The sequence below is a fragment of the Stappia sp. TSB10P1A genome (genome assembly GCF_900185725.1).
Taxonomy (GTDB): domain Bacteria; phylum Pseudomonadota; class Alphaproteobacteria; order Rhizobiales; family Stappiaceae; genus Stappia.
Genome location: NZ_FYAU01000036.1, coordinates 671,999 through 693,777, shown reverse-complemented (window position 1 = coordinate 693,777; position 21,779 = coordinate 671,999). Strand labels below are relative to the sequence as shown.

Here is a 21,779-nt window from a genome sequence, read left to right as displayed (position 1 = left end):
TCGGCCACATGCCGCGCGGGCGGACGGGCGTCGATGGGGCGGATATCCGCTCGGCTATCCGACTTTTCACCATAATGAAAACGAACAAGGTTTCAATCGGAGTCTGCTGAAATTGTTCACTGTCGTGAATTTTGCTCTCTGGAAGGCCGCAGCGCGGAGGTTTTGAATTGCCCATACGGCTGATACAGCTTAAACTTCCGGTCGAAACCGCATGATCTGCCGATCTGGTGAGGGATTCGGATTTTTTCACCAAGGTGAACCTGGAGGCGTTTGAGCGTATGATGAATTCCGGATCGCCGGGTCCCGGGATCGCCGAGATCGGCGATGAAACGACGGACGACGATCGCACCTTGGGCCTGGCGGTGCGGCGGGCGCGGCAGGCGCGCGGCCTGTCCCTGCAGCGTGTCGCGGAGGCGGCCAATGTCTCGGTCGGTCTGCTCAGCCAGATCGAGCGCGGCATCTCCTCGCCGTCGATCCGCGCCCTGCGCGCGGTCTGCAGCGCGCTGGACATCCCCGTGCACGCGCTGTTCGGCGATGCCGAGGCGGCGCTCGAGCAGGAGAGCCGCCGGATCGTGCGCGTCAACCAGCGCCGCCGCGCCGACTTCGGCGACCGCGGCATGGTCAAGGAATTCCTCACCGCGCGCAACGAGGGCGCCTTGCAGGTGATGGAGATCGCGCTGGAGGTTGACGGCGGGTCGGGCGAGGACCCGTACAATCACGAGGGCGAGGAATGCGGCGTCGTCCTGGAGGGGCGGCTGGAGCTCTATGTCGACGGCGCGGTCTACCGGCTGGCGGAGGGCGACTCGTTCTATTTCGAGAGCACGCTGCCGCACAAGTTCCGCAACATCGCCAATGGCAGGACCCGCATTCTCTGGATCACCACGCCGCCGGTCTGGTGAGTCCGGTCGCATATCCAGCCTTGTGAGGGCGCGCGCGCCTGCTATCCTTCGGGGTGTATTTCAGGCAGATATTGACCGGACCCGATGGCGCTTATCCGCAGCTATTCGCAGATTGAAGAGAGGCGCCGGGCCGGCGAATTGACGCCGGCCGAGGAACAGCTTCTCGCCGAATGCCGGAGCGGCGAGCCGGTCGTGCTGGGCGACGGCACGCGGCCGCAACACGCTTCGCCCGAGCGGACGATCCGCGCCGACCTGCTGCGCTATCTCATCCTGGGCGGCTGCGAGGCCTTCCGCACCCATGAACATGGCATCTGGGTCGAAAGCGCCTGGGTCGAGGGCACTCTCGATCTCGCCTTCGCAACCGCGCGCGGTGCGACATTGCTTAATAACTGCGTGTTTCCGGAGGAGATCGACGCCACGCAAGCCCATCTGCAAAGGCTCGATATCGAGGGGAGCCGGCTGACAGGGCTTTCGGCCAACTATTGCCATGTCGCTGGCGATGTGTGGCTGGACAGGATCGAGTCTTCAGGATCGATCCTGCTCGCGGGCGCCTCCATCGGCGGTCAACTCGCTTGTGCGGGCGCTGCACTAGACGGTGGTGATGGCAAGGCGCTGAACGCGCAAAGCGCGCAAGTTGCGGGCGGGGTGTTTCTGGGGGGCCTGATTTCACGGGGGGAGGTGAGCTTTGCGGTCGCCGCGATCGGTGGCCAGTTGGACTTCGAGGGGGCGACGCTCGACGGCGGTGGCGGCACGGCGCTGAACGTGCAGGGCGCGGGGGTCTCGGTCGATGTGTTTCTGCGCGGCTTGAACTCGACGGGGGAGGTGAGTTTTGCGGGCGCCGTTATCGGCGGCCAGCTCTCCTGCGAGGGCGCCAGGCTCGACGGTGGTACCAAGCTTGACGGTAGTAAAGGTGAGGCGCTCCACGCGCAGCGCCTGCGCGTGGAGGGGAGCTTTCTCTGGCGCGGTGTGGCCTCGGTGACAGGCGCGGTCGGCCTCGTCTCGGCTCATGTTTTCGACCTAGTCGATGACAGCGAGAGCTGGGAGAAACCGGACGCTCTCCATCTTGTCGGCCTGACCTATGACAATCTCGTTGGCCCGCTCGACGAGGAGATGCGCCTCGCCTGGCTGCGCAAGGGCGCGAAGGCCAACGGCGCCTTTCACCCTCAGCCCTACCAGCAACTCGCCAAGGTGCTGCACGCCAGTGGCCACCGGGCCGAGGCGCGGGCGGTGCTCATCGCCATGGAGCGGGAGCGGCACCGGGGCGTCCGAAGCCGATTGCGGCAGGAGATCCATCATCGGCGCGATGTGCGGAGGTTCAGCCGCGAGGGCTCGGAGGCCGCTTCTGAGGCGGTTCAAAAGTCGGCTCGCGAAGCCGCGGCTCTTGCCCGAACATTGGCGCCGGCCTTCAATTTGCGCCATGAAGACCGTCCCTTCGAAGCCGGCACCAGCGCCTATGAGCGGGACCTGGCCCGGCTCGATTTCCGCAACCGGTTGCTCGCGGCCAACACGGTTGCGCGCACGGCAGGGGCTTTGCTGCAGCTTCGCAACGCGCTGTTCAATCTCGTCGCCGGCTATGGCCATGCTCCCATGCGCAGCATCTGGACGCTGCTTGCCATGGTCGCGGTGATGGCCGGCCTATCCTTCGCCACCTGGCGCGCCGGCGATTTCGCGCCGAATTCCGATGTCGTGCTGGTGTCGGAGGGCTGGACGCAGATCGCCAATGCGCCGGGCGGTCAGGCGCTTGATGCGAACTGCTTGCGCGAGGGTGGCGGCGAGCCGTGCCTGTCGCTGCCGGGCCTTTCCGTCAACGCCGCCGCGATCTGGTCCTCCGCGACGGGGCCTGGTCGCGACTACGAGAGCTTCAACGCCCTGTTCTATGCCGTCGACGTGGTGTTGCCGCTGGTCGAGCTGGGCCAGGAGGCGGCCTGGGCGCCGTCGCCCGCACGCGGCTGGTTGGGCTGGTTCGCTCACCATGCCCAGAAGGTCTTCGTGATCCTCGGCTGGATCGTCGCGGCGATCTTCGCCGGTGCGGTCACCGGCGTCATCCGCCGGGATGAATAGGGACGGCTCGACGGCCCTCACTCTTCCTCGAAGGTGAGCGCCGTGCCGTTCATGCAATAGCGCAGGCCGGTCGGCGGCGGGCCGTCCGGGAAGACATGGCCGAGATGCCCCTCGCAGGTGCCGCAGCGCACTTCCGTGCGCACCATGAAATGCGAGCGGTCCTCGTGCTCGCTGACCGCGTCCGGCGTCACCGGCTCGAAGAAGCTCGGCCAGCCGCAGCCGGCATCGAACTTGGTATCGGAGCGGAACAGCGGCGTGCCGCAGCCGGCGCAGGAATAGAGGCCGCCGCGAAAGACGTTCCAGTAAGGGCCGGTGAACGGGCGCTCCGTGCCGGCCCGGCGCAAGACGTGGAACTGCTCCGGCGTCAGTTCGGCGCGCCATTCCTCGTCGCTCTTCATGAGTTTCTTGTGCTGGTCCGCGTTCGTCATGTCCGCACTCCGGTGGTGAAGTGACAACTCCGACTGCCAGAAATAGGAACCTGTGGCCGCTGCGACAATAGGCTTGGCGGGCGATGGCGAAAACTGTCACGCGCCGGCCCTAAATCGCTTGCCCGGCCTGTTGTGCTGGTTATATGTGAGGCAAATCTTCATGAACACTCCGTAGGGTGGGCTGATTCGTCAGATCGCCCGGCTGTCCGGTTCGTTTCATCTTTTTGAGGAGGCACATGTCGATCACAGGCCCCGAGGCGACCTTCGCCGCCGTCCTCGCTCCCTTTGCCGCGGCGGCGATCGCCCCCTTCGCGACGCGGCTGCTGGGAGCCAATGCCGCCTGGCCGCTCGCCCTCGTGCCGGCCGCGATCTTCCTGTTCTTCGCAGGGCTCGTGCCTGAGGTCGCAGGCGGCGCCAGTTTTGCGCCGGCGGTGGACTGGGTGCCGGCCTACGGGGTCAGCTTCTCCTTCTATGTCGACGGCCTGTCGACGCTGTTCGCGCTGCTCATTTCCGGCATCGGCACCTTCATCATCCTCTATGCCGGCGGCTATCTGAAGGGCCATCCGCACCAGGGGCGGTTCCTCTCCTTCCTGTTCCTGTTCATGGGCGCGATGCTCGGCCTGGTGCTCGGCAACGACCTGATCACGCTGTTCATCTTCTGGGAACTGACCTCGATCACCTCGTTCCTGCTGATCGGCTTCGATCACCTGCGCGCCGCCTCGCGCCGCGCCGCGCTGCAGGCGCTGGTGGTGACCGGCGGCGGCGGGCTGCTGCTGCTCGCCGGCTTCCTGATGATCATCGCGCTGACCGGCGTGACCGACATGGCGACGCTGCTCGCCGGCGGCGACATCCTGCGCGAACAGGCGCTCTATCCGCTGGTGCTGCTGCTGGTGCTGGGCGGCGCCTTCACCAAGTCGGCGCAGTTCCCGTTCCATTTCTGGCTGCCGAACGCGATGGAGGCGCCGACCCCGGTCTCCGCCTTCCTGCACTCCGCGACCATGGTCAAGGCCGGCGTCTACCTGCTGATGCGCATGCATCCGGTGCTCGGCGACACGGCGCTGTGGACGACGATCCTGCCGATCTTCGGCGGCATCACGCTGCTGGTCGGCACGCTGCTCGCCGTGCGCCAGACCGACCTGAAGCTGATGCTCGCCTACACCACGGTCGCCTCGCTCGGCCTGCTGGTGATGCTGACCGGCACGAGCTGGGACAAGGCGATCGAGGGCGCGGTGCTCTATCTGCTCGCCCACTCGCTGTTCAAGGGCGCGCTGTTCATGGTCGCCGGCACCATCGATCACGAGGCCGGCACCCGCGACGTGACCAGGCTCGGCGGCCTGCGCGGGGCGATGCCGATCACCTTCGCCGCCGCCTGCCTTGCCGCCCTGTCGATGTCGGGCCTGCCGCCCTTCGTCGGCTTCATCGCCAAGGAATATCTCTATGACGGCATCTGGGGGGCGTCGGGCGCCCACCTGACGATCACCGCCGTCGCGGTGATCGGCAATGCGCTGATGCTGGTGATCGCCGCCGCGGTGGCGCTGAAGCCCTTCCTCGGGCCGAAGGTCGAGACGCCGAAGCACGCGCATGAGGGGCCGGTGCTGCTCTATGCCGGGCCGGTTGCCCTCTCGCTCGCCGGCCTCGCGGCGGCCGTGATGGCCCATGCGACCGGCGTCTACTTCATCTCGCCGGTGGTCTCTTCGGTGCTCGGCACCGCGACCGTGGTCGATGTCCATCTCGTGCCCGGCTATATCGGCGCGGCCCTCATCCTGTCGCTGATCACCGTCGCGCTGGGCATTGTCCTCTATCTCAAGCTCGATGTCCTGCGGGCGCAGATGCAGCGCCTGCTCGCGGCCATCGGCTGGGGGCCGGACAAGGGTTTCGACCAGGTCATCGCCGGCCTCGTCTCGTTCTCCGGCAGCTTCACCCGGCTGGTCCAGGGCGGCCGGCTGGACGTCTATATGACGCTGACCTTCCTGGTCACGGCGCTGGCGCTCCTGGTGCCGCTGACGCTCACCGGCAACTGGCCCTCGGCCGTGCCGATGCCGGACCTGCGGTTCTACGAATGGGGCATCCTGGCGATCGCCGTCAGCGGTCTCATCGCCGTCCTGATCGCCAAGACCCGCCTGACCGCCATCGTCTCGCTCGGTATCCAGGGCTTTGCCGTCGCGGTCATCTTCATGCTGTTCGGCGCCCCCGACCTGTCCTTCACCCAGTTCATGGTCGAGACCCTGTCGGTGGTGATCCTGGCGCTGGTGATGACGCGCCTCAACCTGCGCCCGCGCGACCACCGCCCGCTGGTGCCCCGCGTGGTGCAGGGCACCATCGCGCTCGGCGTCGGCGTCGGGCTGGCGGCGCTGCTGATGCGCGTCACCGAACTGCCCTTCGACCGGTCGCTGTCGGACTTCTTCGAGACCTACAGCCGCACCATCGCCCATGGGCGCAATATCGTGAACGTGATCCTCGTCGACTTCCGCGGCTTCGACACCTTCGGCGAGATCGCCGTGGTCATGCTCGCCGGCCTCTGCGTGCTGGCGCTGATCCGGGTGCGGCCGAAACATGCCAGGGAGGAGGCGTTCGACCGCGCCGCCGGTGACGAGGCGCTGCAGAAGAGCGGGGAGGCACGCCTGTGAGAACGGTCATCTTCCGCACCATCGCCCCCTATCTGGCCGCGCTGATGGTGCTTTTCTCGATCTTCGTGCTGCTGCGCGGCCATAACGAACCGGGCGGCGGCTTCATCGGCGGGCTGATCGCCGCCTCCGCCTTCGCCATCTACGGCATCGGCTGCGGCGTTGCCGCGGTGCGCCGGGCCATCACCTTCCATCCGATGAGCATCGCCGCTGCCGGCCTGTTCCTCGGCGGCGTGTCGGGCCTGCCCTCGCTGTTCACCGGCCAGCCCTTCATGACCAGCCAGTGGTGGTATGTGCATATGCTAGGTGTCGAGGTGCCGTTGTCGACGCCGCTGTTCTTCGACATCGGCGTCTATCTCGTCGTGGTTGGGGCCATCACCTCGATCGCGCTTGGCCTGGAAGAGCGGGAGAGCGACTGATGGAACCCGCCTTTGCCATTCTGATCGGCCTGTTCTTCTCGGTCGCCGTGTATCTGCTGATGTCGCGCCAGTTGGTGCGCGTGCTGCTCGGCGTCGCCATTTTCGGCAATGCGGTGAACCTGCTGATCTTCACCTCCGGCCGGCTGCTGCGAGAGGTGCCGCCGGTCATTCCGGCAGCGCTGCAGGTGCCGGACGTGACGATCGCCAACCCGCTGCCGCAGGCGCTGATCCTGACGGCGATCGTCATTTCCTTCTCCTTCTTCGCCTTCCTGCTGGTGCTGGCCTACCGCGCCTATCAGGAACTGGGCACCGACAATGTCGTCGAGATGCGCGTTGCCGAGCCCACCGGTGAAACCGCCCCGCCGCAGGGATACTGAGCATGGCCGCTTCCGACTACCCCGTTGATCTCTCGCAGGCCATGCGGATGGATCCGGTGCCGCCGGGCGACTGGCTGATTGTGGCGCCGCTGCTGATCACCATCCTCGGCGGTGCGCTCTGCCTGATGACGCGCAAGAACACCGACGCGCAGCCGAAGGTGGCGATCATCTTCCTGACGCTGCTGGTGCTCGCCTGCGCCGGCCTGCTTGCCCGCGTGCTCGACAAGGGCGTGCTGACCATGGTCGCCGGCAACTGGCTGCCGCCTTTCGGCATTGCGTTCACGGTCGATGCCATGGGGGCGACGCTGGCGCTGGTGTCGTCGATCGTGGCGCTCGCCGCGGCCGTCTTCGGCATCAACGACATCGACAAGTCCGGCCGCCGCTACGGCTTCTATCCGTTCCTGCTGTTGCTGATGACCGGCGTTTGCGGCGCCTTCCTGACCGGCGACATCTTCAATCTCTATGTCTGGTTCGAGGTTCTGCTGATCTCGTCCTTCGGCATGCTGGTGCTCGGCAACGAGCGCGCGCAGCTCGACGGTGCGGTGAAATACGCCCTGCTCAACATCGTTGCCACGACCCTGTTCCTGATCGCCACCGGCCTGCTCTATGGCATCCTCGGCACGCTGAACATGGCCGACATCGCGCGCAAGGCGGCGGCGGGCGGCTTCGAGGGGCCGCTGATGACCGTGGCGGTGCTGTATTTCCTGGCCTTCGCCATGAAGGCGGCGGCCTTCCCGGTCAATTTCTGGCTGCCGGCCTCCTACCATACGCCGCGGATCGTCGTGGCGGCCCTCTTCGCCGGCCTGCTGACCAAGGTCGGCGTCTATGCCCTGCTGCGGATCTTCGGCGTGCTGCTGCCGGATGCAAGGCTGATGCTGTCCGACCTGATCGCCGTCGTCGCCATTGCGACGATGCTGACCGGCGTGATCGGCGCGCTGGCCCAGACGGACCTGCGCCGCCTGCTCGGCTTTCTCGTCATCTCCGGCATCGGCTCGATGCTGGCCGGCCTTGCCATCGGCACCGCGCCGGCCATGGCCGGAGCGATCTTCTACGCGGTTCATTCGATCCTCGTGATGACGGCGCTCTACATGGCGGCGGGCGTCATGCGGGCGCTCGGCGGCTCCTATTCGATGCGCGAACTCGGCGGCCTTTACCGGGCGAGCCCGGTGCTCGCCGCCGTCTTCCTGATGCTGGCTTTCGCCGTGTCGGGCCTGCCGCCGTTCTCCGGGTTCTGGCCGAAGGTGCTGCTGGTCGACGCGGCCCTGCAGGACGGCCATGGCTGGATCGCCGGCGCCATCCTGCTCACCGGCTTGCTGACCACCATCGCGGTCGGCCGCGTCTGGATCTACGCGTTCTGGCGCGGCGGCGCGGAAGGCACCGCCGACGGCCAGTTGACCGCGACCCTTGTCGTCCCGGACGAGGTGCGCGGCCCCGGCGTCTGGCTTCCCATCGGCCTGCTGCTCGGCCTGGTGGTGCTGATCGGCCTGCAGCCCGAGTTCATGATGCAGGTGGCGCAGCGCGGTGCCTTGACCCTTGTCGAGCCGCTCGGCTACCTGCGGTCCGTCTTCGGAGATACCGTCCAATGACCGGCCTTTTCCTCATCAACATCCTGCTGGCGCTTGCCTGGGGCGCGGTCACCGGCAGCTTTGCCGAAGTCAACCTGCTGTTCGGCTTCCTGCTGGGCACGATGGCGCTCTACCTCATCCGCGAGCAGGCCGGGTCCGATCGCTATCTGCGGCGGTTCTGGCTGATTTTCGTCCTGGCGATGACATTCGTCTACGAACTGGTGCTGTCGGCGGTGAGGGTCGCCTCCATCGTCCTGCGGCCGAAGATCGAGCTGAAGCCCGGCATCATTGCCTATCCGCTCACCGTCGACCGGGATTTCGAGATCACCATGCTCGCCAATCTGATCACGCTGACGCCGGGCACCCTGTCCGTCGACGTGTCCGACGACCGCAGCACGCTCTACATCCACTGCATCGACGTGCCGGACAAGCAGGCGACCATCGACGACATCAAGAACAGCTTCGAACGCAAGATCCTGGAGGCCTTCCGATGAGCGGCCTTGCCGAATTCTCGTCCGCTTTCCTGGACGTGTGTGTCAACATCTCGCTCGCCGTGCTGACGGTGGCTTTCGTGCTGATCGTGTTGCGCATCGTCAGGGGGCCGACCCTTCCGGACCGGGTTGTCGCGCTCGACATGCTGGTGGCGGTGGGCATCGGCTATATCGCCGCCATCGGCGTGCAGACCGACTATTTCCTCTATGTCGACATCGCCATCGCGCTCGGCCTTGTCGGGTTCCTCGCGACGGTCGCCTTCGCCCGTTTCGTGCTCAACCGCGGCCTTGCCCGCGATCCGACGATCGTCGACGAGATCCGCGAGACCGAACTGCGCGAAGGGCGGTCGAAAGCGAATGTCGCCGGCTCTGCCGCACCGCAAGGGGAGGGCGCACGATGACCCCGTTTCTCGAAATTGCCGTCGGTCTGGTCCTCGTGATCGGGTCGGCCTTCTCGCTGATCGCCACGCTCGGCCTGTTGCGGCTGAAGGACGTCTACATGCGGATGCATGCCGGATCGAAGGCCGGTACGCTCGGCTCGGGCCTCATGCTGATCGCCCTGGCGGTCCATACCGGCGAGGTGGACGTGCTGACGCGGGCGCTCGCAGGCGTGGTGTTCTTCCTGCTGACGGCGCCCGTCGCCGCGCATCTTCTGGCCAAGGCGTCCTACGAAGTCGGCTACCGGCCCTGCTCCGATACCCATATCGACGAGATGGGCAAGCGCGACACCTGAACGGCGAAGCCGCCGCGCGTCCGCGCCGCTGTGCGGGTGCGGGTTCGCGGCGGGCCGGGAAACTGCCCTGATTTCGCCTTTTTATTCGCAATCTGCTTTTCTTGTTTTTGCGAAATCTAGTTCGTCCTTGGCAATCGATTGGCAACGCGATCTGGCTACATGGGTTTCATTCAAAAATTTCTCTTGTGATTGCCTTTTTGTCGATATATACGACACACATGGCTTTCGGTCGGCAGAATCGTAGTCAGATATTGCCTCGCGTCAGTAACGAAACAGTACGCTGAGCTTGTCTGACCGTACTTTTGTCGGTCTATTTCGCAAAAGTTCCGAATAAACTGATGGGTGGAATAATGACTGATACGGTCGCCGACGACAATCTCATCGACCTGACCGCCGAAATCGTCTCGGCCTATGTGTCCAACAACACCGTTGCCTCGTCCGACCTCGCCGGTCTGATCAACGAGGTTTACAATGCGCTCCAGCGGACCAGCGGCTCGACCGTCGAGCCCGAGCCGGAGCCGCTGCGTCCGGCCGTTCCGGTGAAGAAGTCGGTGACGCCCGACTACATCATCTGCCTTGAGGACGGAAAGAAGTTCAAGTCGCTCAAGCGGCACCTGCGCACCCATTACGACATGTCGCCGGAAGAGTACCGCGAGAAGTGGGGCCTGCCGAGCGACTATCCGATGGTCGCGCCGAACTACGCGGCGGCCCGTTCGGAACTGGCCAAGAAGATGGGCCTCGGCCAGCAGCGCAAGCGCGGCCGCTAAGCCCTGCCGAAAGGTCTGGCGCGGCTGTAGGGCCGGAACGTCGACCTTGAGATTTCGGCCATAAAGCAAAGACCGCCGCGGATCCCTCCGCGGCGGTCTTTGCTTTTGAGGGGCTTGCCCCTTTTGAAGGGGGCGCGTGCCGGCCGGCGATTGTGATCCGGCGATTGGGGCCCGGCGATTGGGGATCAGCCGTCCTGCGGCAGCAGCCAGCCGCCGGCGAGACGCACCGGCACCTCCTCGCCGGGCGCCACCCTGCGGGCAAGGTGCAGCACCAGCGGTTCGTCGATGCCGGCAAGGGTCGCCGTCGCCTCGAAGAAACCGCCGCGATAGCTTGCATGCAGCACCCTTGCGCGCGGCGCGCCATCGTCTCCGGCAATCTCGACGTCTTCGGGCCGCAGCATCACCGTGCCCGCGCCGGCGCGCGCCTGCGGCGCGGCGCGAACCTCGAGAGCGTGGGCGCCGGCGCGCACCCGGGCCAATCCGGCCCCCACCGTCTCCACCTCGACGCGGGTCAGCGCCGTGCGGCCGATGAAGCGCGCCACCGATTCGCTCGCCGGGCGCAGATAGACCGTCTCGGGGCTCGCCGCCTGCAGCAGGCGCCCCTCCCACAGGATGGCGATGCGGTCGGCCAGCGCCATCGCCTCGCGCTGGTCGTGGGTGATGTAGAGCGTCGTCGCCCCGGTCTGGCGATGGAACAGCGCCAGTTCCTCCTCCATCGACTGGCGCAGATGCGGGTCGAGATTGGCAAGCGGCTCGTCCATCAGGATGGTGCCGGCCTGCTGGGCAAGGCAGCGGGCGAGGGCGACGCGCTGGCGTTGGCCGCCCGACAGCGAGGCGGGCTTGCGCGCCGCGAAGGCCGAGAGCCCCACCTTGTCGAGGCTGCCCTCGACCCGTTGCTTGCGGTCGCTGGCGGCAAGGCCGGCGCTTTCGACCGGAAAGGCGACGTTGTCGCGCACGCTCATATGCGGCCACAGCGCATAGGACTGGAACACGACGCCGACATTGCGCGCTTCCGGCGGCACATGGCGGGAGCGGGAGGCGACCGTCTCGCCGCCGATGGCGATCTCGCCTCCGTCCGGCGTCTCCAGTCCGGCGATCAGCCGCAGCAAGGTCGATTTGCCGCAGCCGGAGGGACCCAGAATGGCGAAGAAGCTGCCCGCCTCCACGTCCAGCGAGATGTCGCGGACGGCCGTCTGCTGGCCGAAGCGCTTGGTCAGCGCGCGAAGGGAAACCGACATGGGACTCCGGTTCTGTGTTCGGATCGGGAAAGCGGCCTGACGAGGGGCGCGGCGGTGCGGGAGCCGCCCGCAGCCGAGCCCCTTCGCATGACTGTGTGAGGATCGCATGACAGCGGATCCGCCGGCTCACTTCTTCGGTGCCGGCCGTTCCGTGCCCCAGTTGGAATAGATGCGCGAGCGCCGTGCCTCCGCCTCCTGGCCGTAGCGGTTGATCGCCTCGCAGCCCTTTTCCAGCAGCACCACCTCGGCGGCGAGCTTCTTCCAGGCGACATTGGCGTCCCACACCTTGGAATGGGACGGCGTTTCGATCTCCAGCGCGTCGATGGCGGTGCGATAGGAGACGAGGCGGTAGCGCAGCGCCTGGCTCGCCCAGTCGACATAGCGCCGGTTCTCCCAAACGCGCGCCTGGGCGCCGGCCAGTTCCTCCTTGGTGGAGATGTCGCGCCGGCCGAGGGCGCGCAGCCGCTCCACGTCCGCCTTCATCACCCGCGTCGCCACCTCGCAGAACGGCGGAACGAGGGCCGCGTCGGCGCGGGCATCGGCGGCCACCTTGTCGTAGCGCACCTCGCTGGAGCGGTAGCGGTCGGAGCGCAGATAGGAGTAGTAGCGGTCGGGGTCGAGCTTGCTGGCGGTCTCCGGCAGGATGCGGGTGCGGATCAGTTCGACGCGCGTGCCCTCGATCCAGTCTTCGCTGGCCGGTGGGCGGATCAGCGTCCAGCCGCGATCGCGCATCTCGCGTTCGTCATCGGTGAGGTTGAAGCGCGACATCGGCTCGCCGCGCGACACGGCAAGTTCCGCCCCGGCCTCCGGCATCAGCCGGTCGTGGATCACCGAAGGTGCGGCACGGCCGAAATCGCCGGTTGGCCGCTGGCAGGCGGCGAGCGTCAGCCCGGTACAGGCAACCAGAAGCACGCCCGCGAGAGCGCGTCCCGCGCGGTGTCTGATCATCGGACGCTCCGCGACCGGAGGCCGTTCGGCCAGGGTCGCATGCGCTGTCGGACGGCGGATCGTCACCTTCGCTCTTTCCCGTCGAGCCCCCCGCGCCCCGTGTTGGGACGGGTGGTCCGGCTCAGTGAGCCTTGCCGGGATCGCGCTCCAGACCCGGATGCCCAAGGCTATCCTGTTTGCGCCCGATTCGCGCGCCGAGATCAAGCGTTCCGGCGCCGTCGCGACGTTCGATCCGCACGCCGGGGAAGATGACGATTTCCGCCGGCCCGGTCCGGCCGCGCGGCAGGCCGCGACGGATGGGACGTCCCGGTCGATAGCCGCAATGAAAGTTCAGCACGGTGCCCATAGCACCCTCCGTGAGCCAACCCGGTGCGCGGTGGCGCGCCGGCCCCAGACCCCTGGCAGGTCACGCTGTACCAACTGCCGTAAGGTGAGTAGGAACGAGTCAGGGTTAACAACTCGCTAACGCTTTTCTGGCAGTTTTACGCAGTCCGCTTCCGGTAGGTTCACTTCGGAGAAATCCGGCGGCGGGCGCGTGTAGATGCGTAACGCAGGCAGTCACGGCCCGTGTCCAGATCCTTCGATGGTTCCAGCAAGTCTCCGCCTCCCGGCGCGGCTCTTTCCGAGAGCGCGGACGACCGTCGCCGCGCGCACCATCGTCCGATGGACGGCGTCCTCGATCTGGCAATGGAGCCGGGCGATGCCCGCAAGGCCGGGCTGCTGCTCGCCGCCACCGAGCTCTATGTCGCGCGCGAGGGGCACGACGTCGCCGAACGGCGCATCTTCGCCGAGCTCTTCCGCCAGCTCCTGCCCGACACGCCGGCGAGCCAGCGGCTCGTCATCGCCCGGCTGCTCGCCGCCGCCCCGGCGGCGCCGCAGGAGTGTCTCAGCCTGCTTGCCGCCGATCCCGACAGCGGCATCGCCGCCGCCGCGCTCGCGGGCGAGGGCGCCCTGTCCGAACCGGATCTGATCGCCCGCGCCGCCAGCGGCGACGCCGCCGTGCACCGGGCCATCGCCGCGCGCTCGCAGATGCCCGAACCCGTGGCTCATGTGCTGCTGCGCCATGCGGACCTTTCGACGCTGAAAGTGCTGCTGGCCCGCCCCGACTGCCCTCCCGGCGACCGGGTGCTGGAGCTCTTGTCGGAACGCGAGGAGATGCTGCGGGCGCTCGCCGCCGACCTTGCCCGCCGCCATGCCCTGCCGGCGCCGCTGCTCTTCGCCCTGTTCCTCGATCTCGACCGCACGGGCCGCATGGAGGCGATCGCCGCCGCCGAGGCGCGGGCGCTCGCAGAACTGGCCCGCCGGGGCGACCCCAGGCTGCTCAACGTCGCCTTCAAGCCCGCCGTGCTGGAGGCCCTGGTCGCGGCGGCGCTCTCCGGCGGCGTTGCCGTCTTCGCGGCGCGTCTGGCCCATGCGCTGGCGCTGCCGGCGGACATCGCCGCGCGCATCGTCGATGATCCTGGCGGCGAAGCCCTGGTGCTGGCGCTCCGGGCGCTCGGCACCGGCGACAGCGAAAGCGGCCGCGTCCTGGTGCGGGTGCTCGGCCAGACCGCCCCGCTGGAGCACCTGCGCGGCCTCATTGCCCTGCATGACCGGGTGACGCCGCGCGCCGCGATGCTGGTGATGGAGGGGCTGTGCGCCGGGCCCGCCGCCGCCCTGGCGCAGCTTGCCGACGCCCGCGAGGAGGCGCCGCGCGCCGTCCTCGGCCGGGCCCGCGCGGCCGGCCTCGCCTCGCCCTATGGCGGCCTCTCCCATGCGGAGCGCCACGACGGCCAGGGCGGACGGACGGTCGCCCCGCCATCCTCTGCCGCCACCGCCCCCTCGCGCCGCGATGCCGGCTGACGCCCGGCGAGCCTTGCAATAATCCCGGCATCTGGGCCGGCGCACAAGAAACTGTTACATGCGCCTGCTATGGCCCGTGTTCGCCCGTTTCGTCGAACGGGATGCTCACGCCAGTCACGGGGTTTCGCATGATCAAGACCAAGCTGCTCGCGGCCGTTCTGACGGTTTCGCTCGCAACGCCCGCCTTTGCCGACCTGTCCGGCAAGCTGGTGCTCTACACCTCGCAGCCCAATGCCGACGCGCAGCAGACCGTCGACGCCTTCAAGGCGAAGCATCCGGGCGTCGAGGTCGAGTGGGTGCGCGACGGCACGCCCAAGGTGATGGCCAAGCTCGAGGCCGAATTCGCCGCCGGCGACCCGCAGCCGGACCTGCTGCTGATCGCCGACACGGTGACGATGGAAAGCCTGAAGAAGGAAGGCCGGCTGCTGGCGCATGAGGGCGCCGACGTTTCGGCCTACGATCCGGCGATCATGGATGCCGACCGCACCTATTTCTCCACCAAGCTGATCACCACCGGCATCGTCTACAACACCGGCGCCGCGATGGTGCCGGCGTCCTACAAGGACCTGTTGAAGCCGGAGGCGAAGGACAGCTTCGTCATGCCGTCGCCGCTGACCTCGGGCGCGGCGACCATCCACATGGTCTCGGTGACCAGCCATCCGGACCTCGGCTGGGCCTTCTACGAGGGGCTTGCCGAGCAGGGCGCGCTGGCCCAGGGCGCCAATGGCGGCGTCTACAAGGCGGTTGCCGGCGGCGAGAAGCTCTACGGCTTCCTGGTCGACTTCATGGCGATCCGCGGCGCGGCCGAGGGCGCGCCGGTGGCTTTCGTCTTCCCGCAGGAGGGCGTCTCCGCCGTCACCGAGCCGGTCGCGATCCTCAAGACCGCGAAGAATGTCGAGGCCGCCAAGGCCTTCGTCGACTTCCTGATCTCGGAAGAGGGCCAGGCCCTTGCCGCCTCGCAGGGCTACCTGCCGGCGCATCCGGGCGTGCCCGCTCCGGAAGGCTTCCCGGCCCGCGACAAGATCAAGCTGCTCGACTTCGATCCGGCCGCCGCGCTCGAGGGCGACGCCGCCAACAAGATGAAGTTCGAAGAGATCTTCGGCGGGTAACCGGGATTTGCGCAGTCCGTCCGCCTTCGCGATCGCCGGCGGCGAGGGGCTCTCCCTCGCCGCCGTCGCCTTTCTGGTCACGCTGCTGTGCGGCGTGCCGCTGGCGCTGCTCTTCGCCATCGGCCTGACCGGGGAGGGCGGCGGGCTGTCGCTCAGCCCCCTTGCCGACACGCTCGCCTCGCGCTCCGTCCAGCGGGCGCTGTGGAATTCGCTGGAAAGCAGCTTCCTGTCCGCCTGCCTTGCCACGGCGCTCGGCACCGTGCTGGCGCTGGCCCTCGGCCTCACCAATGTGCGGGCGAAGGCGCCGCTGGTCTTCCTTATCCTGCTGCCGATGATGATCCCGCCGCATGTGACGGCGATCGCCTGGAGCCAGGCGCTGGGGCCGGCATCCCCGGTGCTGCAGGCGCTGGGACTGGCCCCGGCGGCCGGCGCGCCGCATCCGGTCTATTCGCTGACCGGCCTCGTGGCGCTGCTCTCGTTCCAGCACATGCCCATCGTCTTCCTGGTGGTGCGGGCGGGCCTGCGCGCCTTCCCGCGCGAGCTCAGCGATGCCGCCCGCGTCTCCGGTGCCCGCGCGCCGCGCCTGCTGTGGCGCATCACCCTGCCGCTGCTGGCGCCCTCGCTGCTGGCCGGCTTCGTGCTCGCCTTCGTCAGCGCGCTCGGCAATTTCGGCATCAATGCGCTGATCGGCATTCCGGCGCGCTACACCACCCTGCCGGTGCTGATCTGGCGCCGGCTCGCGGGCTACGGCCCCTCGGTGCTCGGCGACGTGGCGCTGATCTCGATCCTGCTCGCCATCGTTACCCTCGGCCTTGTCGGCATCCAGGTGCTGCTGCAGCGGCGCCTGCGCAACGCGCTGGTCGGCCTGCCGCAACAGCCGCTGGCCGTCGATCTCGGCCGCGCCCGGCTGCCGGTGGAGGCGACGGTCTGGCTGCTGCTCGCCGCCACCTTGCTGCTGCCGGCGCTGTCGCTGTTCGCCACCTCGCTGATGCGCACCTACGGCTTGCCGCTGGTCGCAAGCAGCCTGACGCTGGAGAACTACGCCGAGATCCTGTTCCGCCAGGCGGTGACGCTGCGCGCCTTCGCCAATTCCACGGCGGCGGCCGCGCTTGCCGCCCTGCTGATCGCCGCCTTGTCGATCCTGCTCGGCTATTTCCTCGCCATGCGCCGGGGCGCGGCGCGCCGGATCGCCGGTCTTGCCGCCGCCCAGGCGGACGTCGCCTATGCGGTGCCCGGCCTCGTCATGTCGATCGCCTTCATCCTGATGTTCCTGCGCCCGCTGCCGGTGCTCGGCGTCAGCCTCTACGGCACCATGGCGATCATCCTCGTCGCCTATGTGGCGGTGTTCCTCGCCATCGGCCTCAACGCGGTGATGGCCGCCTATATGCAGGTGGATGCCAGCCTCGACGATGCCGCGCGGGTCTCGGGGGCGGGCTTCTTCCGCCGGCTCTACCGGGTGCATGCCCCGCTGGTCGCGCCGGCGGCGGCCTCCGGCGCTATCCTCGTCTTCCTCACCTCCTACAACGAGGTGACGGTGTCCGCGCTGCTGTGGTCGGCGGGCAATGAGACCATCGGCACGACGATCTTCAACTATGAGGACGGCGGCTACACGACGCTTGCCGCCGCCATGTCGAGCGTCACCGTGGCGGCGACGGTGCTGGTGATGCTGGCGGTCAATGCGCTCGCCCGCCATGTGCCGGCCGGCGCCATCCCCTGGAAGGACTGAGCACGCCGAGCGCGGGTCTCACGGCGGGGCACCGTTCCCGTGCTGGCGGGCTGTGGCGGCGCTCAAGGCCAGGGCCTGCCGCAGGGCCAGCAGCCGGTTGGGATCGTGCGCCCAGGAGCGGGCAAGGCCGAGCTGCCGCTCCTGGGCTGCCGCGCGCTCCAGCCAGCGGATCCCGTCGGTGGGAGATATCCCCGCCGGCATGCCGAGCCGCGCGCTCACCCGCGCCTGGAGGTCCGAAAACGGCTTATCCCCGTCACCGCTGCTGCCCGTATACTTCTTCCCCATCGGCCCTGCTCCCATCCGTCGCGAGCAGTATGCGGCGGGCGGGCAGAGGCGGGGGTAGAGGCCAGCGGCCAGGGATCGGCGGCCAGGGATCGGCGGCAAGGGATCGGCGCTCAATCGGACGCGACGTCCCAGAAGGTGCGGCCCTCGCGGTCCTCGATCTCGACGACCCAGATGTCCGGGTCCATCCGCCGCTCGGAGGCGAGCCGAGCCTCGACGCTCTCCCGTTCGGCGCGCTCGGCGAGGCGCTCGAACAGCCGGTCGCCGACGGGGGCGTCCATGAACAGGCTTTGCGGGGCAGGGCCGTAGAGGTCGCAGGTGCCGTCGCGCCGGTCGACCACCAGGTAGATGGCGCCGGCTTCCTCCGCGCCCTTCGAGACGACACCGGCGTAGGCGTTCTCGCCGAAGCAGCGTCGGATCAGGGCGGAGACCCAGAAGCCGGAAGTCAGTCGCATGGCGATCCTTTCGCGCGGGGCATCCGGTTTCGATCGGGGCCCTACGGGGCGTTAAAGCGGCCGGCCGAGCACCTTGCCGATCTCCTGCTCGACCACCGGGCCGAGCACGCCGGTGATGGCAAGGCCCCGGTCGAGCTCGAAGCGGCGGATGGCATTGGCGGTCTGCTCGCCGGCGAAGCCGTCGACGTCGAGGGGACCATAGCCCATTTCCGACAGCGCCGCCTGCAGCCGGGCGATGCGGGCGCGCTCGCCGCTGAGCGCCTGGCCGCCGACCGGGGCGGGCGGCACCGGTCCGGAGGCGGCGGGCGTGGCGACGGGCTGCGCACGCGGCGCGGACGGGGCCGGCACCGGCGGCGTCACCCGAATGGTGCGAACCGTGCCGGTGGCTCCCTCGGGCCCCTGCGCCGACGAAGGGGCGGGCTGGCTCGACGAGTGACCGGGTGCGGTCTCCGGCGGCAGCGGGGGCAGGGGAGGCAGGCCGTCGCTCGCCCCGCCCGTGTCCATGGCGAGGCGCGCCAGCAGCGCCGTGTCGATGTCGCCGGTCTCGGGAAGGCCGCGCGCGCGCTGATAGGCCCGCACCCCGCGCTCGGTCGCCGGCCCGTTCACCCCGTCCAGCAAGCCGCCATACATGCCGAGGCGGCGCAGCTCCAACTGCACGTCGCGCACCAGTTGTTCCCGCTCCAACTGGGCCTGGGTGACGGCCGGTGCCGACGGTGCCGCGGCCCGGGCGTTGTCGCGGGTGGCGAACAGCGGCGCCGGGTGGCTGCCGGACTGGAAGGCGAGCGCGTTGGCGATGATCAGCCCGCCGGTCAGCGCCATGACCAGCCAGCCGCCGGCCGCCACCGGATTGTCGAGCGCCACGGCACCGAGCCCCTGCGACGTCGCGGGACGGGGCGGGGCCAGCGGTTCGTGGCGTCGCCCGCGCCGGGCGGCGGGGGCGGGCTGGTTTCGGGGCGAACGGCTCATGCTGTCAGTCTTCTTCCTTGCGCTCATGCGCTGCGCTTGAGGTCATGTCCGATGCCGCGGCCGGCCTCCCCCCGAGCTGCCGCGAGCCTGTCCGTAACTGTCGCTCTCCCTGTGGCGCCCCCGGCCGCCTCCTCCACTGTCCCCCTTGAGGCTTGCGGCGCCGGCGGCACGGCCGGCAGGGCGATGCTGACGCAGGTGCCTTCGCCCTCGCGGCTGTCCAGCGTCATCCGCCCGCCGCTCAAGCTGGTCAAGCCCTTGACCACGGCAAGGCCGAGGCCGGCGCCGTCATGCAGCCGGGCAAGGCCGGCACTGGCCTGCACGAAGGGCTCGGTAATCCGCTCCTGATCGGCGTGCGCGATGCCGATGCCGGTGTCGCGCACGCCGAAGACGAAGCCCTGCGGCTCGCACCTGGCAAACAGCACGACGCGGCCGCCCCGCGGCGTGAATTTCAGCGCATTCGACAGCAGATTCAACGCGATCTGGCGGCAGGCACGCGGATCTGCCTGCACCTCGCCGAGCGACAGCGGCAGGTCCGCCGACAGCCGCAGGCCGAGCCGCGACGCCTCCGGCTCCATCATCCGCCGGCAACTGTCGAGGCAGGTGCGCAGGTCGAAGCGCTCGGCGGCGATCTCGAAATGGCCGCTCTCGATCCGCGCCATGTTGAGCATGTCGTTGACCAGATGCAGCAGGTGGCTGCCCGACTGGTGGATGGTTCCGGCAAAGTCGCGCACCCGCTGCGGGTCGTCCGCGGCGGCGTTCGGCGCTTCGCTTTGCAACAGGTCGGAGAAGCCGAGAATGGCGTTCAGCGGCGTGCGCAGCTCGTGGCCGACGACGGCAAGGAAGCGCGAATGCGCCTCGCGCGCCTTTTCGGCCTCGGCGAGCGCCGCGTCGCGCTCGGCCGCCAGCGCCGCCTCGGCGGTGACGTCGCGCAGCACGCTAACGATGCCCGCCTCGCCGCCGGGCTCCGGGTGGAAGGTCATGTCGACGACGGCATGGGCGGCGCGGCCGGCCTCGCCCGGACGGCTGGCGCCCCGGCGCAGCCGCAGGCGCAGGTGCTGCGGCCGGCCCTCCGCCGCCGTGTCGCTCAACGCCTTGAGATAGGCCGGCCGGTCGCCGACATGGATGCGGGCGAACAGCCCGTCGCCGGTCAACTCCCGCTCGGCGGCAGCCGCAGAGCCGAGGGCGAGGAGGCGCGCGGCCGCCTCGCCGACCTCTTCCACGCGCCCGCCGGGCCCATGCCGCAGCATCGCCTCGCCGGCAAGCCGCGCGCCCGTCGACGCCCATGCCTCGCGTTGGAGAAGCGCGGCCTCGCGGCGATCGAGCGCCGCGCCAAGACGCAGCGCCAGCAGCCCGGCATAGAGCACGGCAACCGCCGCAACAGCCAGGGATACCGGCAGGAAACCGCCGATCTCGGCCGGCACATCCGTCAGTGTCAGGCCGGCCAGCGAGGGGCCGAGCGCCAATGCCAGCGCCAATGCCAGTGTCAGCGCGGCAACGAACACGACGGCGCGCCGGCGGCCGGACAGCGCCGCCTCGACCGGGGCCAGCACCAGCAGCGGCAGCACCGGCGAAGCGGCGCCGCCGGTGAGCGCGGCGAGCGCGCCGAAGCTCAGCGCGAACAGCACCGCCGAGGCGATCTGTCCCCGCGCCAGATCCCCGGTGCGCGAGACATACATGGCGAGCGGCAGATGCGCCGTCAGCCAGCCGAGAATCAGGGCGGCGGCAGGGGTGGTGATTCCATTGAAGGCGAGCAGCAGCGGCAGCAGGACGAGCGCCAGCGCGCCGCAGGCCAGATGCCCGCGGATGAAGGCGCCGTGGCTGGCGCGCGCGGCCGCCTGACGGGCCGCGTCCGGGTGGACCAGGGCATCGACATGGCTTGCCGCAAGCCTCAGCCGATCCTGCAATACTGGCATCATTCCTGCCTTTTCCGGCCTGTCTTTCCGGCGGAGCGCCGGGGGTTCGATCTCATGCCCGCAATGGTCACAGGAACGGTTTAAGGAACCATGAAACCTCAGGTTTTCACGGTGGATCGGCAGGGCGGTTCGGCGCGCTGGCGGACCCTTGGCGGGCCTTTGGCAGGGCTTGGGAATTTCGATAAAATTTGAGACGAATTTTGCGAAAACTCGTCTCGAAATTGCGGAAAATTGAGAGCGGCGACTCAACCCGGCATTGGCGGGTCCGTGCTAGATTGCGGGCATAACGGGTCCGGCGACCGATCTCGGCGACCGGCTCCCGAACATGACACGACAGCCAAGGGCGGCACCCATGTTCTTTCTTCTGAGATGCGCATTCTGGATCGCGCTCGTGCTGCTGATCCTGCCCATCGACACCGGCGAGGACGGCAAGGACGGCATCGGCATCAACCCGGTCGCCGCGTTCTTCGCGGCCCAGTCGACGATCAGCGACCTGTCGAGCTTCTGCGAGCGCAACCCGCAGACCTGCGAGACCGGCGGCCAGGCGATCTCGCAGATCGGCGCCAAGGCCAAGGTCAGCGCGCGGATGATCTACGAATACCTCGACGAGAACGGCGAACTCACCACCGGCGCGACCGGCACGCTGACCGCCGCCGACCTTGAGCCGGTCTGGAGCCTGGCCGAAGGCGCGGCCCCGGCCCGGACGGGCAGCACGGCCCCGGCCGCCGGCGACCCGGCTGCCAATCAGGCAACCGGACAGACTGGCAATCAGGCAACCGGTCCGGCTGCGGGTCAGATCGTCGGCCAGTCTGTGGGCCAGTCTGTGGGCCAGCTTCCCGGCAACGGTCCGGTGCCGCTGCCCCGGCCGAAGGGCGCCGACCGCCCGGCCTGATCAGGTCCGGGCTGAGACGAGCCGGCCTCTGTCCCGGCGGCTCC

22 protein-coding genes are annotated in these 21,779 nt (G+C 68.6%); 14 read left to right on the top strand and 8 right to left on the bottom strand.

Features of this window, described 5'->3' with window-relative positions:
- Positions 1-278 precede the first annotated feature (278 nt).
- Positions 279-899: a cupin domain-containing protein gene (locus tag TSB10P1A_RS21735; RefSeq protein ID WP_208984320.1), complete on the top strand. Its 621-nt coding sequence runs from the start codon at positions 279-281 to the stop codon at positions 897-899.
- An 84-nt stretch (positions 900-983) separates the two neighbouring features.
- Positions 984-2,960 (top strand): hypothetical protein, encoded by a 1,977-nt coding sequence (locus TSB10P1A_RS21730; RefSeq protein ID WP_186390014.1) that lies wholly within the window; start codon positions 984-986, stop codon positions 2,958-2,960.
- 17 nt (positions 2,961-2,977) lie between these two features.
- Here the strand turns inward: TSB10P1A_RS21730 and msrB are convergent, their stop codons facing one another.
- Positions 2,978-3,388 carry a peptide-methionine (R)-S-oxide reductase MsrB gene (gene msrB / locus TSB10P1A_RS21725; protein WP_186390013.1) on the bottom strand — a complete coding sequence of 137 codons (411 nt, stop codon included), beginning with the start codon at positions 3,386-3,388 and terminating at the stop codon, positions 2,978-2,980.
- A 236-nt stretch (positions 3,389-3,624) separates the two neighbouring features.
- Between msrB and TSB10P1A_RS21720 the strand changes: the two genes are divergently transcribed.
- The 8 genes from TSB10P1A_RS21720 to TSB10P1A_RS21685 all read left to right on the top strand — a co-directional run bounded on the left by TSB10P1A_RS21720 (position 3,625) and on the right by TSB10P1A_RS21685 (position 10,364).
- Positions 3,625-6,015 carry a putative monovalent cation/H+ antiporter subunit A gene (locus TSB10P1A_RS21720; RefSeq protein ID WP_186390012.1) on the top strand — a complete coding sequence of 797 codons (2,391 nt, stop codon included), beginning with the start codon at positions 3,625-3,627 and terminating at the stop codon, positions 6,013-6,015.
- Positions 6,012-6,431 (top strand): Na+/H+ antiporter subunit B, encoded by a 420-nt coding sequence (locus tag TSB10P1A_RS21715; RefSeq protein WP_186390011.1) that lies wholly within the window; start codon positions 6,012-6,014, stop codon positions 6,429-6,431. Before TSB10P1A_RS21720 ends, TSB10P1A_RS21715 begins: the two co-directional genes overlap by 4 nt.
- Positions 6,431-6,808, top strand: coding sequence for a Na+/H+ antiporter subunit C (locus TSB10P1A_RS21710; protein WP_186390010.1), 378 nt, complete (start codon positions 6,431-6,433; stop codon positions 6,806-6,808). Before TSB10P1A_RS21715 ends, TSB10P1A_RS21710 begins: the two co-directional genes overlap by 1 nt.
- Before the next feature lie 2 nt (positions 6,809-6,810).
- Positions 6,811-8,394: a Na+/H+ antiporter subunit D gene (locus TSB10P1A_RS21705; RefSeq protein ID WP_186390009.1), complete on the top strand. Its 1,584-nt coding sequence runs from the start codon at positions 6,811-6,813 to the stop codon at positions 8,392-8,394.
- The gene (locus TSB10P1A_RS21700) at positions 8,391-8,867 is read left to right on the top strand and encodes a Na+/H+ antiporter subunit E (protein ID WP_186390008.1); all 477 of its coding nucleotides are present in this window, start codon (positions 8,391-8,393) and stop codon (positions 8,865-8,867) included. The genes TSB10P1A_RS21705 and TSB10P1A_RS21700 overlap by 4 nt, the downstream gene beginning before the upstream one ends.
- Positions 8,864-9,265 carry a cation:proton antiporter gene (locus TSB10P1A_RS21695; protein ID WP_186390007.1) on the top strand — a complete coding sequence of 134 codons (402 nt, stop codon included), beginning with the start codon at positions 8,864-8,866 and terminating at the stop codon, positions 9,263-9,265. The genes TSB10P1A_RS21700 and TSB10P1A_RS21695 overlap by 4 nt, the downstream gene beginning before the upstream one ends.
- Complete coding sequence (gene mnhG, locus TSB10P1A_RS21690; RefSeq protein WP_186390006.1) at positions 9,262-9,597, top strand: monovalent cation/H(+) antiporter subunit G; 336 nt, start codon at positions 9,262-9,264, stop codon at positions 9,595-9,597. Before TSB10P1A_RS21695 ends, mnhG begins: the two co-directional genes overlap by 4 nt.
- A 350-nt stretch (positions 9,598-9,947) precedes the next feature.
- Positions 9,948-10,364 (top strand): MucR family transcriptional regulator, encoded by a 417-nt coding sequence (locus TSB10P1A_RS21685; RefSeq protein ID WP_186390005.1) that lies wholly within the window; start codon positions 9,948-9,950, stop codon positions 10,362-10,364.
- A 185-nt stretch (positions 10,365-10,549) separates the two neighbouring features.
- Here the strand turns inward: TSB10P1A_RS21685 and TSB10P1A_RS21680 are convergent, their stop codons facing one another.
- The 3 genes from TSB10P1A_RS21680 to TSB10P1A_RS21670 all read right to left on the bottom strand — a co-directional run bounded on the left by TSB10P1A_RS21680 (position 10,550) and on the right by TSB10P1A_RS21670 (position 12,896).
- Positions 10,550-11,602, bottom strand: coding sequence for an ABC transporter ATP-binding protein (locus TSB10P1A_RS21680; protein ID WP_186390004.1), 1,053 nt, complete (start codon positions 11,600-11,602; stop codon positions 10,550-10,552).
- Between the two features lie 126 nt (positions 11,603-11,728).
- Positions 11,729-12,550, bottom strand: coding sequence for a hypothetical protein (locus tag TSB10P1A_RS21675; protein ID WP_208987172.1), 822 nt, complete (start codon positions 12,548-12,550; stop codon positions 11,729-11,731).
- A 121-nt stretch (positions 12,551-12,671) separates the two neighbouring features.
- On the bottom strand, positions 12,672-12,896 hold the full coding sequence (locus tag TSB10P1A_RS21670) for a hypothetical protein (protein WP_186390003.1): 225 nt from the start codon (positions 12,894-12,896) through the stop codon (positions 12,672-12,674).
- 317 nt (positions 12,897-13,213) lie between these two features.
- On the opposite strand from TSB10P1A_RS21670, the gene TSB10P1A_RS21665 reads away from it, so the two are divergent.
- The 3 genes from TSB10P1A_RS21665 (at position 13,214) to TSB10P1A_RS21655 (ending at position 17,227) form a co-directional block, all read left to right on the top strand.
- A complete protein-coding gene (locus tag TSB10P1A_RS21665; protein WP_186390002.1) occupies positions 13,214-14,392 on the top strand; it encodes a DUF2336 domain-containing protein in 1,179 nt (392 codons plus the stop codon).
- 131 nt (positions 14,393-14,523) lie between these two features.
- Positions 14,524-15,501 carry an ABC transporter substrate-binding protein gene (locus tag TSB10P1A_RS21660; protein WP_371515153.1) on the top strand — a complete coding sequence of 326 codons (978 nt, stop codon included), beginning with the start codon at positions 14,524-14,526 and terminating at the stop codon, positions 15,499-15,501.
- A gap of 7 nt (positions 15,502-15,508) precedes the next feature.
- Positions 15,509-17,227, top strand: coding sequence for an iron ABC transporter permease (locus tag TSB10P1A_RS21655; RefSeq protein ID WP_208987171.1), 1,719 nt, complete (start codon positions 15,509-15,511; stop codon positions 17,225-17,227).
- A gap of 18 nt (positions 17,228-17,245) precedes the next feature.
- On the opposite strand, the gene TSB10P1A_RS21650 is transcribed toward TSB10P1A_RS21655, so the two are convergent.
- The 4 genes from TSB10P1A_RS21650 to TSB10P1A_RS21630 all read right to left on the bottom strand — a co-directional run bounded on the left by TSB10P1A_RS21650 (position 17,246) and on the right by TSB10P1A_RS21630 (position 20,846).
- Complete coding sequence (locus TSB10P1A_RS21650; protein ID WP_186390000.1) at positions 17,246-17,512, bottom strand: hypothetical protein; 267 nt, start codon at positions 17,510-17,512, stop codon at positions 17,246-17,248.
- Between the two features lie 110 nt (positions 17,513-17,622).
- On the bottom strand, positions 17,623-17,964 hold the full coding sequence (locus tag TSB10P1A_RS21645; RefSeq protein ID WP_186389999.1) for a DUF1491 family protein: 342 nt from the start codon (positions 17,962-17,964) through the stop codon (positions 17,623-17,625).
- Between the two features lie 51 nt (positions 17,965-18,015).
- A complete protein-coding gene (locus tag TSB10P1A_RS23595; RefSeq protein WP_208987170.1) occupies positions 18,016-18,930 on the bottom strand; it encodes a peptidoglycan-binding protein in 915 nt (304 codons plus the stop codon).
- A gap of 23 nt (positions 18,931-18,953) precedes the next feature.
- Complete coding sequence (locus TSB10P1A_RS21630; protein ID WP_186389998.1) at positions 18,954-20,846, bottom strand: HAMP domain-containing sensor histidine kinase; 1,893 nt, start codon at positions 20,844-20,846, stop codon at positions 18,954-18,956.
- Positions 20,847-21,234: 388 nt separating this feature from the next.
- Between TSB10P1A_RS21630 and TSB10P1A_RS21625 the strand changes: the two genes are divergently transcribed.
- Positions 21,235-21,735, top strand: a complete 501-nt coding sequence (locus TSB10P1A_RS21625; RefSeq protein ID WP_186389997.1) for a DUF5330 domain-containing protein — start codon at positions 21,235-21,237, stop codon at positions 21,733-21,735.
- The last annotated feature ends 44 nt before the right edge of the window (positions 21,736-21,779 follow it).

Coding starts and splice junctions, on each gene's coding strand:
- TSB10P1A_RS21735 (WP_208984320.1), top strand. CDS start 279: ATGATGAATTCCGGATCGCCGGGTCCCGGGATCGCCGAGATCGGCGAT.
- TSB10P1A_RS21730 (WP_186390014.1), top strand. CDS start 984: ATGGCGCTTATCCGCAGCTATTCGCAGATTGAAGAGAGGCGCCGGGCC.
- msrB (WP_186390013.1), bottom strand. CDS start 3,388: ATGACGAACGCGGACCAGCACAAGAAACTCATGAAGAGCGACGAGGAA.
- TSB10P1A_RS21720 (WP_186390012.1), top strand. CDS start 3,625: ATGTCGATCACAGGCCCCGAGGCGACCTTCGCCGCCGTCCTCGCTCCC.
- TSB10P1A_RS21710 (WP_186390010.1), top strand. CDS start 6,431: ATGGAACCCGCCTTTGCCATTCTGATCGGCCTGTTCTTCTCGGTCGCC.
- TSB10P1A_RS21705 (WP_186390009.1), top strand. CDS start 6,811: ATGGCCGCTTCCGACTACCCCGTTGATCTCTCGCAGGCCATGCGGATG.
- TSB10P1A_RS21700 (WP_186390008.1), top strand. CDS start 8,391: ATGACCGGCCTTTTCCTCATCAACATCCTGCTGGCGCTTGCCTGGGGC.
- TSB10P1A_RS21695 (WP_186390007.1), top strand. CDS start 8,864: ATGAGCGGCCTTGCCGAATTCTCGTCCGCTTTCCTGGACGTGTGTGTC.
- mnhG (WP_186390006.1), top strand. CDS start 9,262: ATGACCCCGTTTCTCGAAATTGCCGTCGGTCTGGTCCTCGTGATCGGG.
- TSB10P1A_RS21685 (WP_186390005.1), top strand. CDS start 9,948: ATGACTGATACGGTCGCCGACGACAATCTCATCGACCTGACCGCCGAA.
- TSB10P1A_RS21680 (WP_186390004.1), bottom strand. CDS start 11,602: ATGTCGGTTTCCCTTCGCGCGCTGACCAAGCGCTTCGGCCAGCAGACG.
- TSB10P1A_RS21675 (WP_208987172.1), bottom strand. CDS start 12,550: ATGATCAGACACCGCGCGGGACGCGCTCTCGCGGGCGTGCTTCTGGTT.
- TSB10P1A_RS21670 (WP_186390003.1), bottom strand. CDS start 12,896: ATGGGCACCGTGCTGAACTTTCATTGCGGCTATCGACCGGGACGTCCC.
- TSB10P1A_RS21665 (WP_186390002.1), top strand. CDS start 13,214: ATGGACGGCGTCCTCGATCTGGCAATGGAGCCGGGCGATGCCCGCAAG.
- TSB10P1A_RS21650 (WP_186390000.1), bottom strand. CDS start 17,512: ATGGGGAAGAAGTATACGGGCAGCAGCGGTGACGGGGATAAGCCGTTT.
- TSB10P1A_RS21645 (WP_186389999.1), bottom strand. CDS start 17,964: ATGCGACTGACTTCCGGCTTCTGGGTCTCCGCCCTGATCCGACGCTGC.
- TSB10P1A_RS23595 (WP_208987170.1), bottom strand. CDS start 18,930: ATGAGCCGTTCGCCCCGAAACCAGCCCGCCCCCGCCGCCCGGCGCGGG.
- TSB10P1A_RS21630 (WP_186389998.1), bottom strand. CDS start 20,846: ATGATGCCAGTATTGCAGGATCGGCTGAGGCTTGCGGCAAGCCATGTC.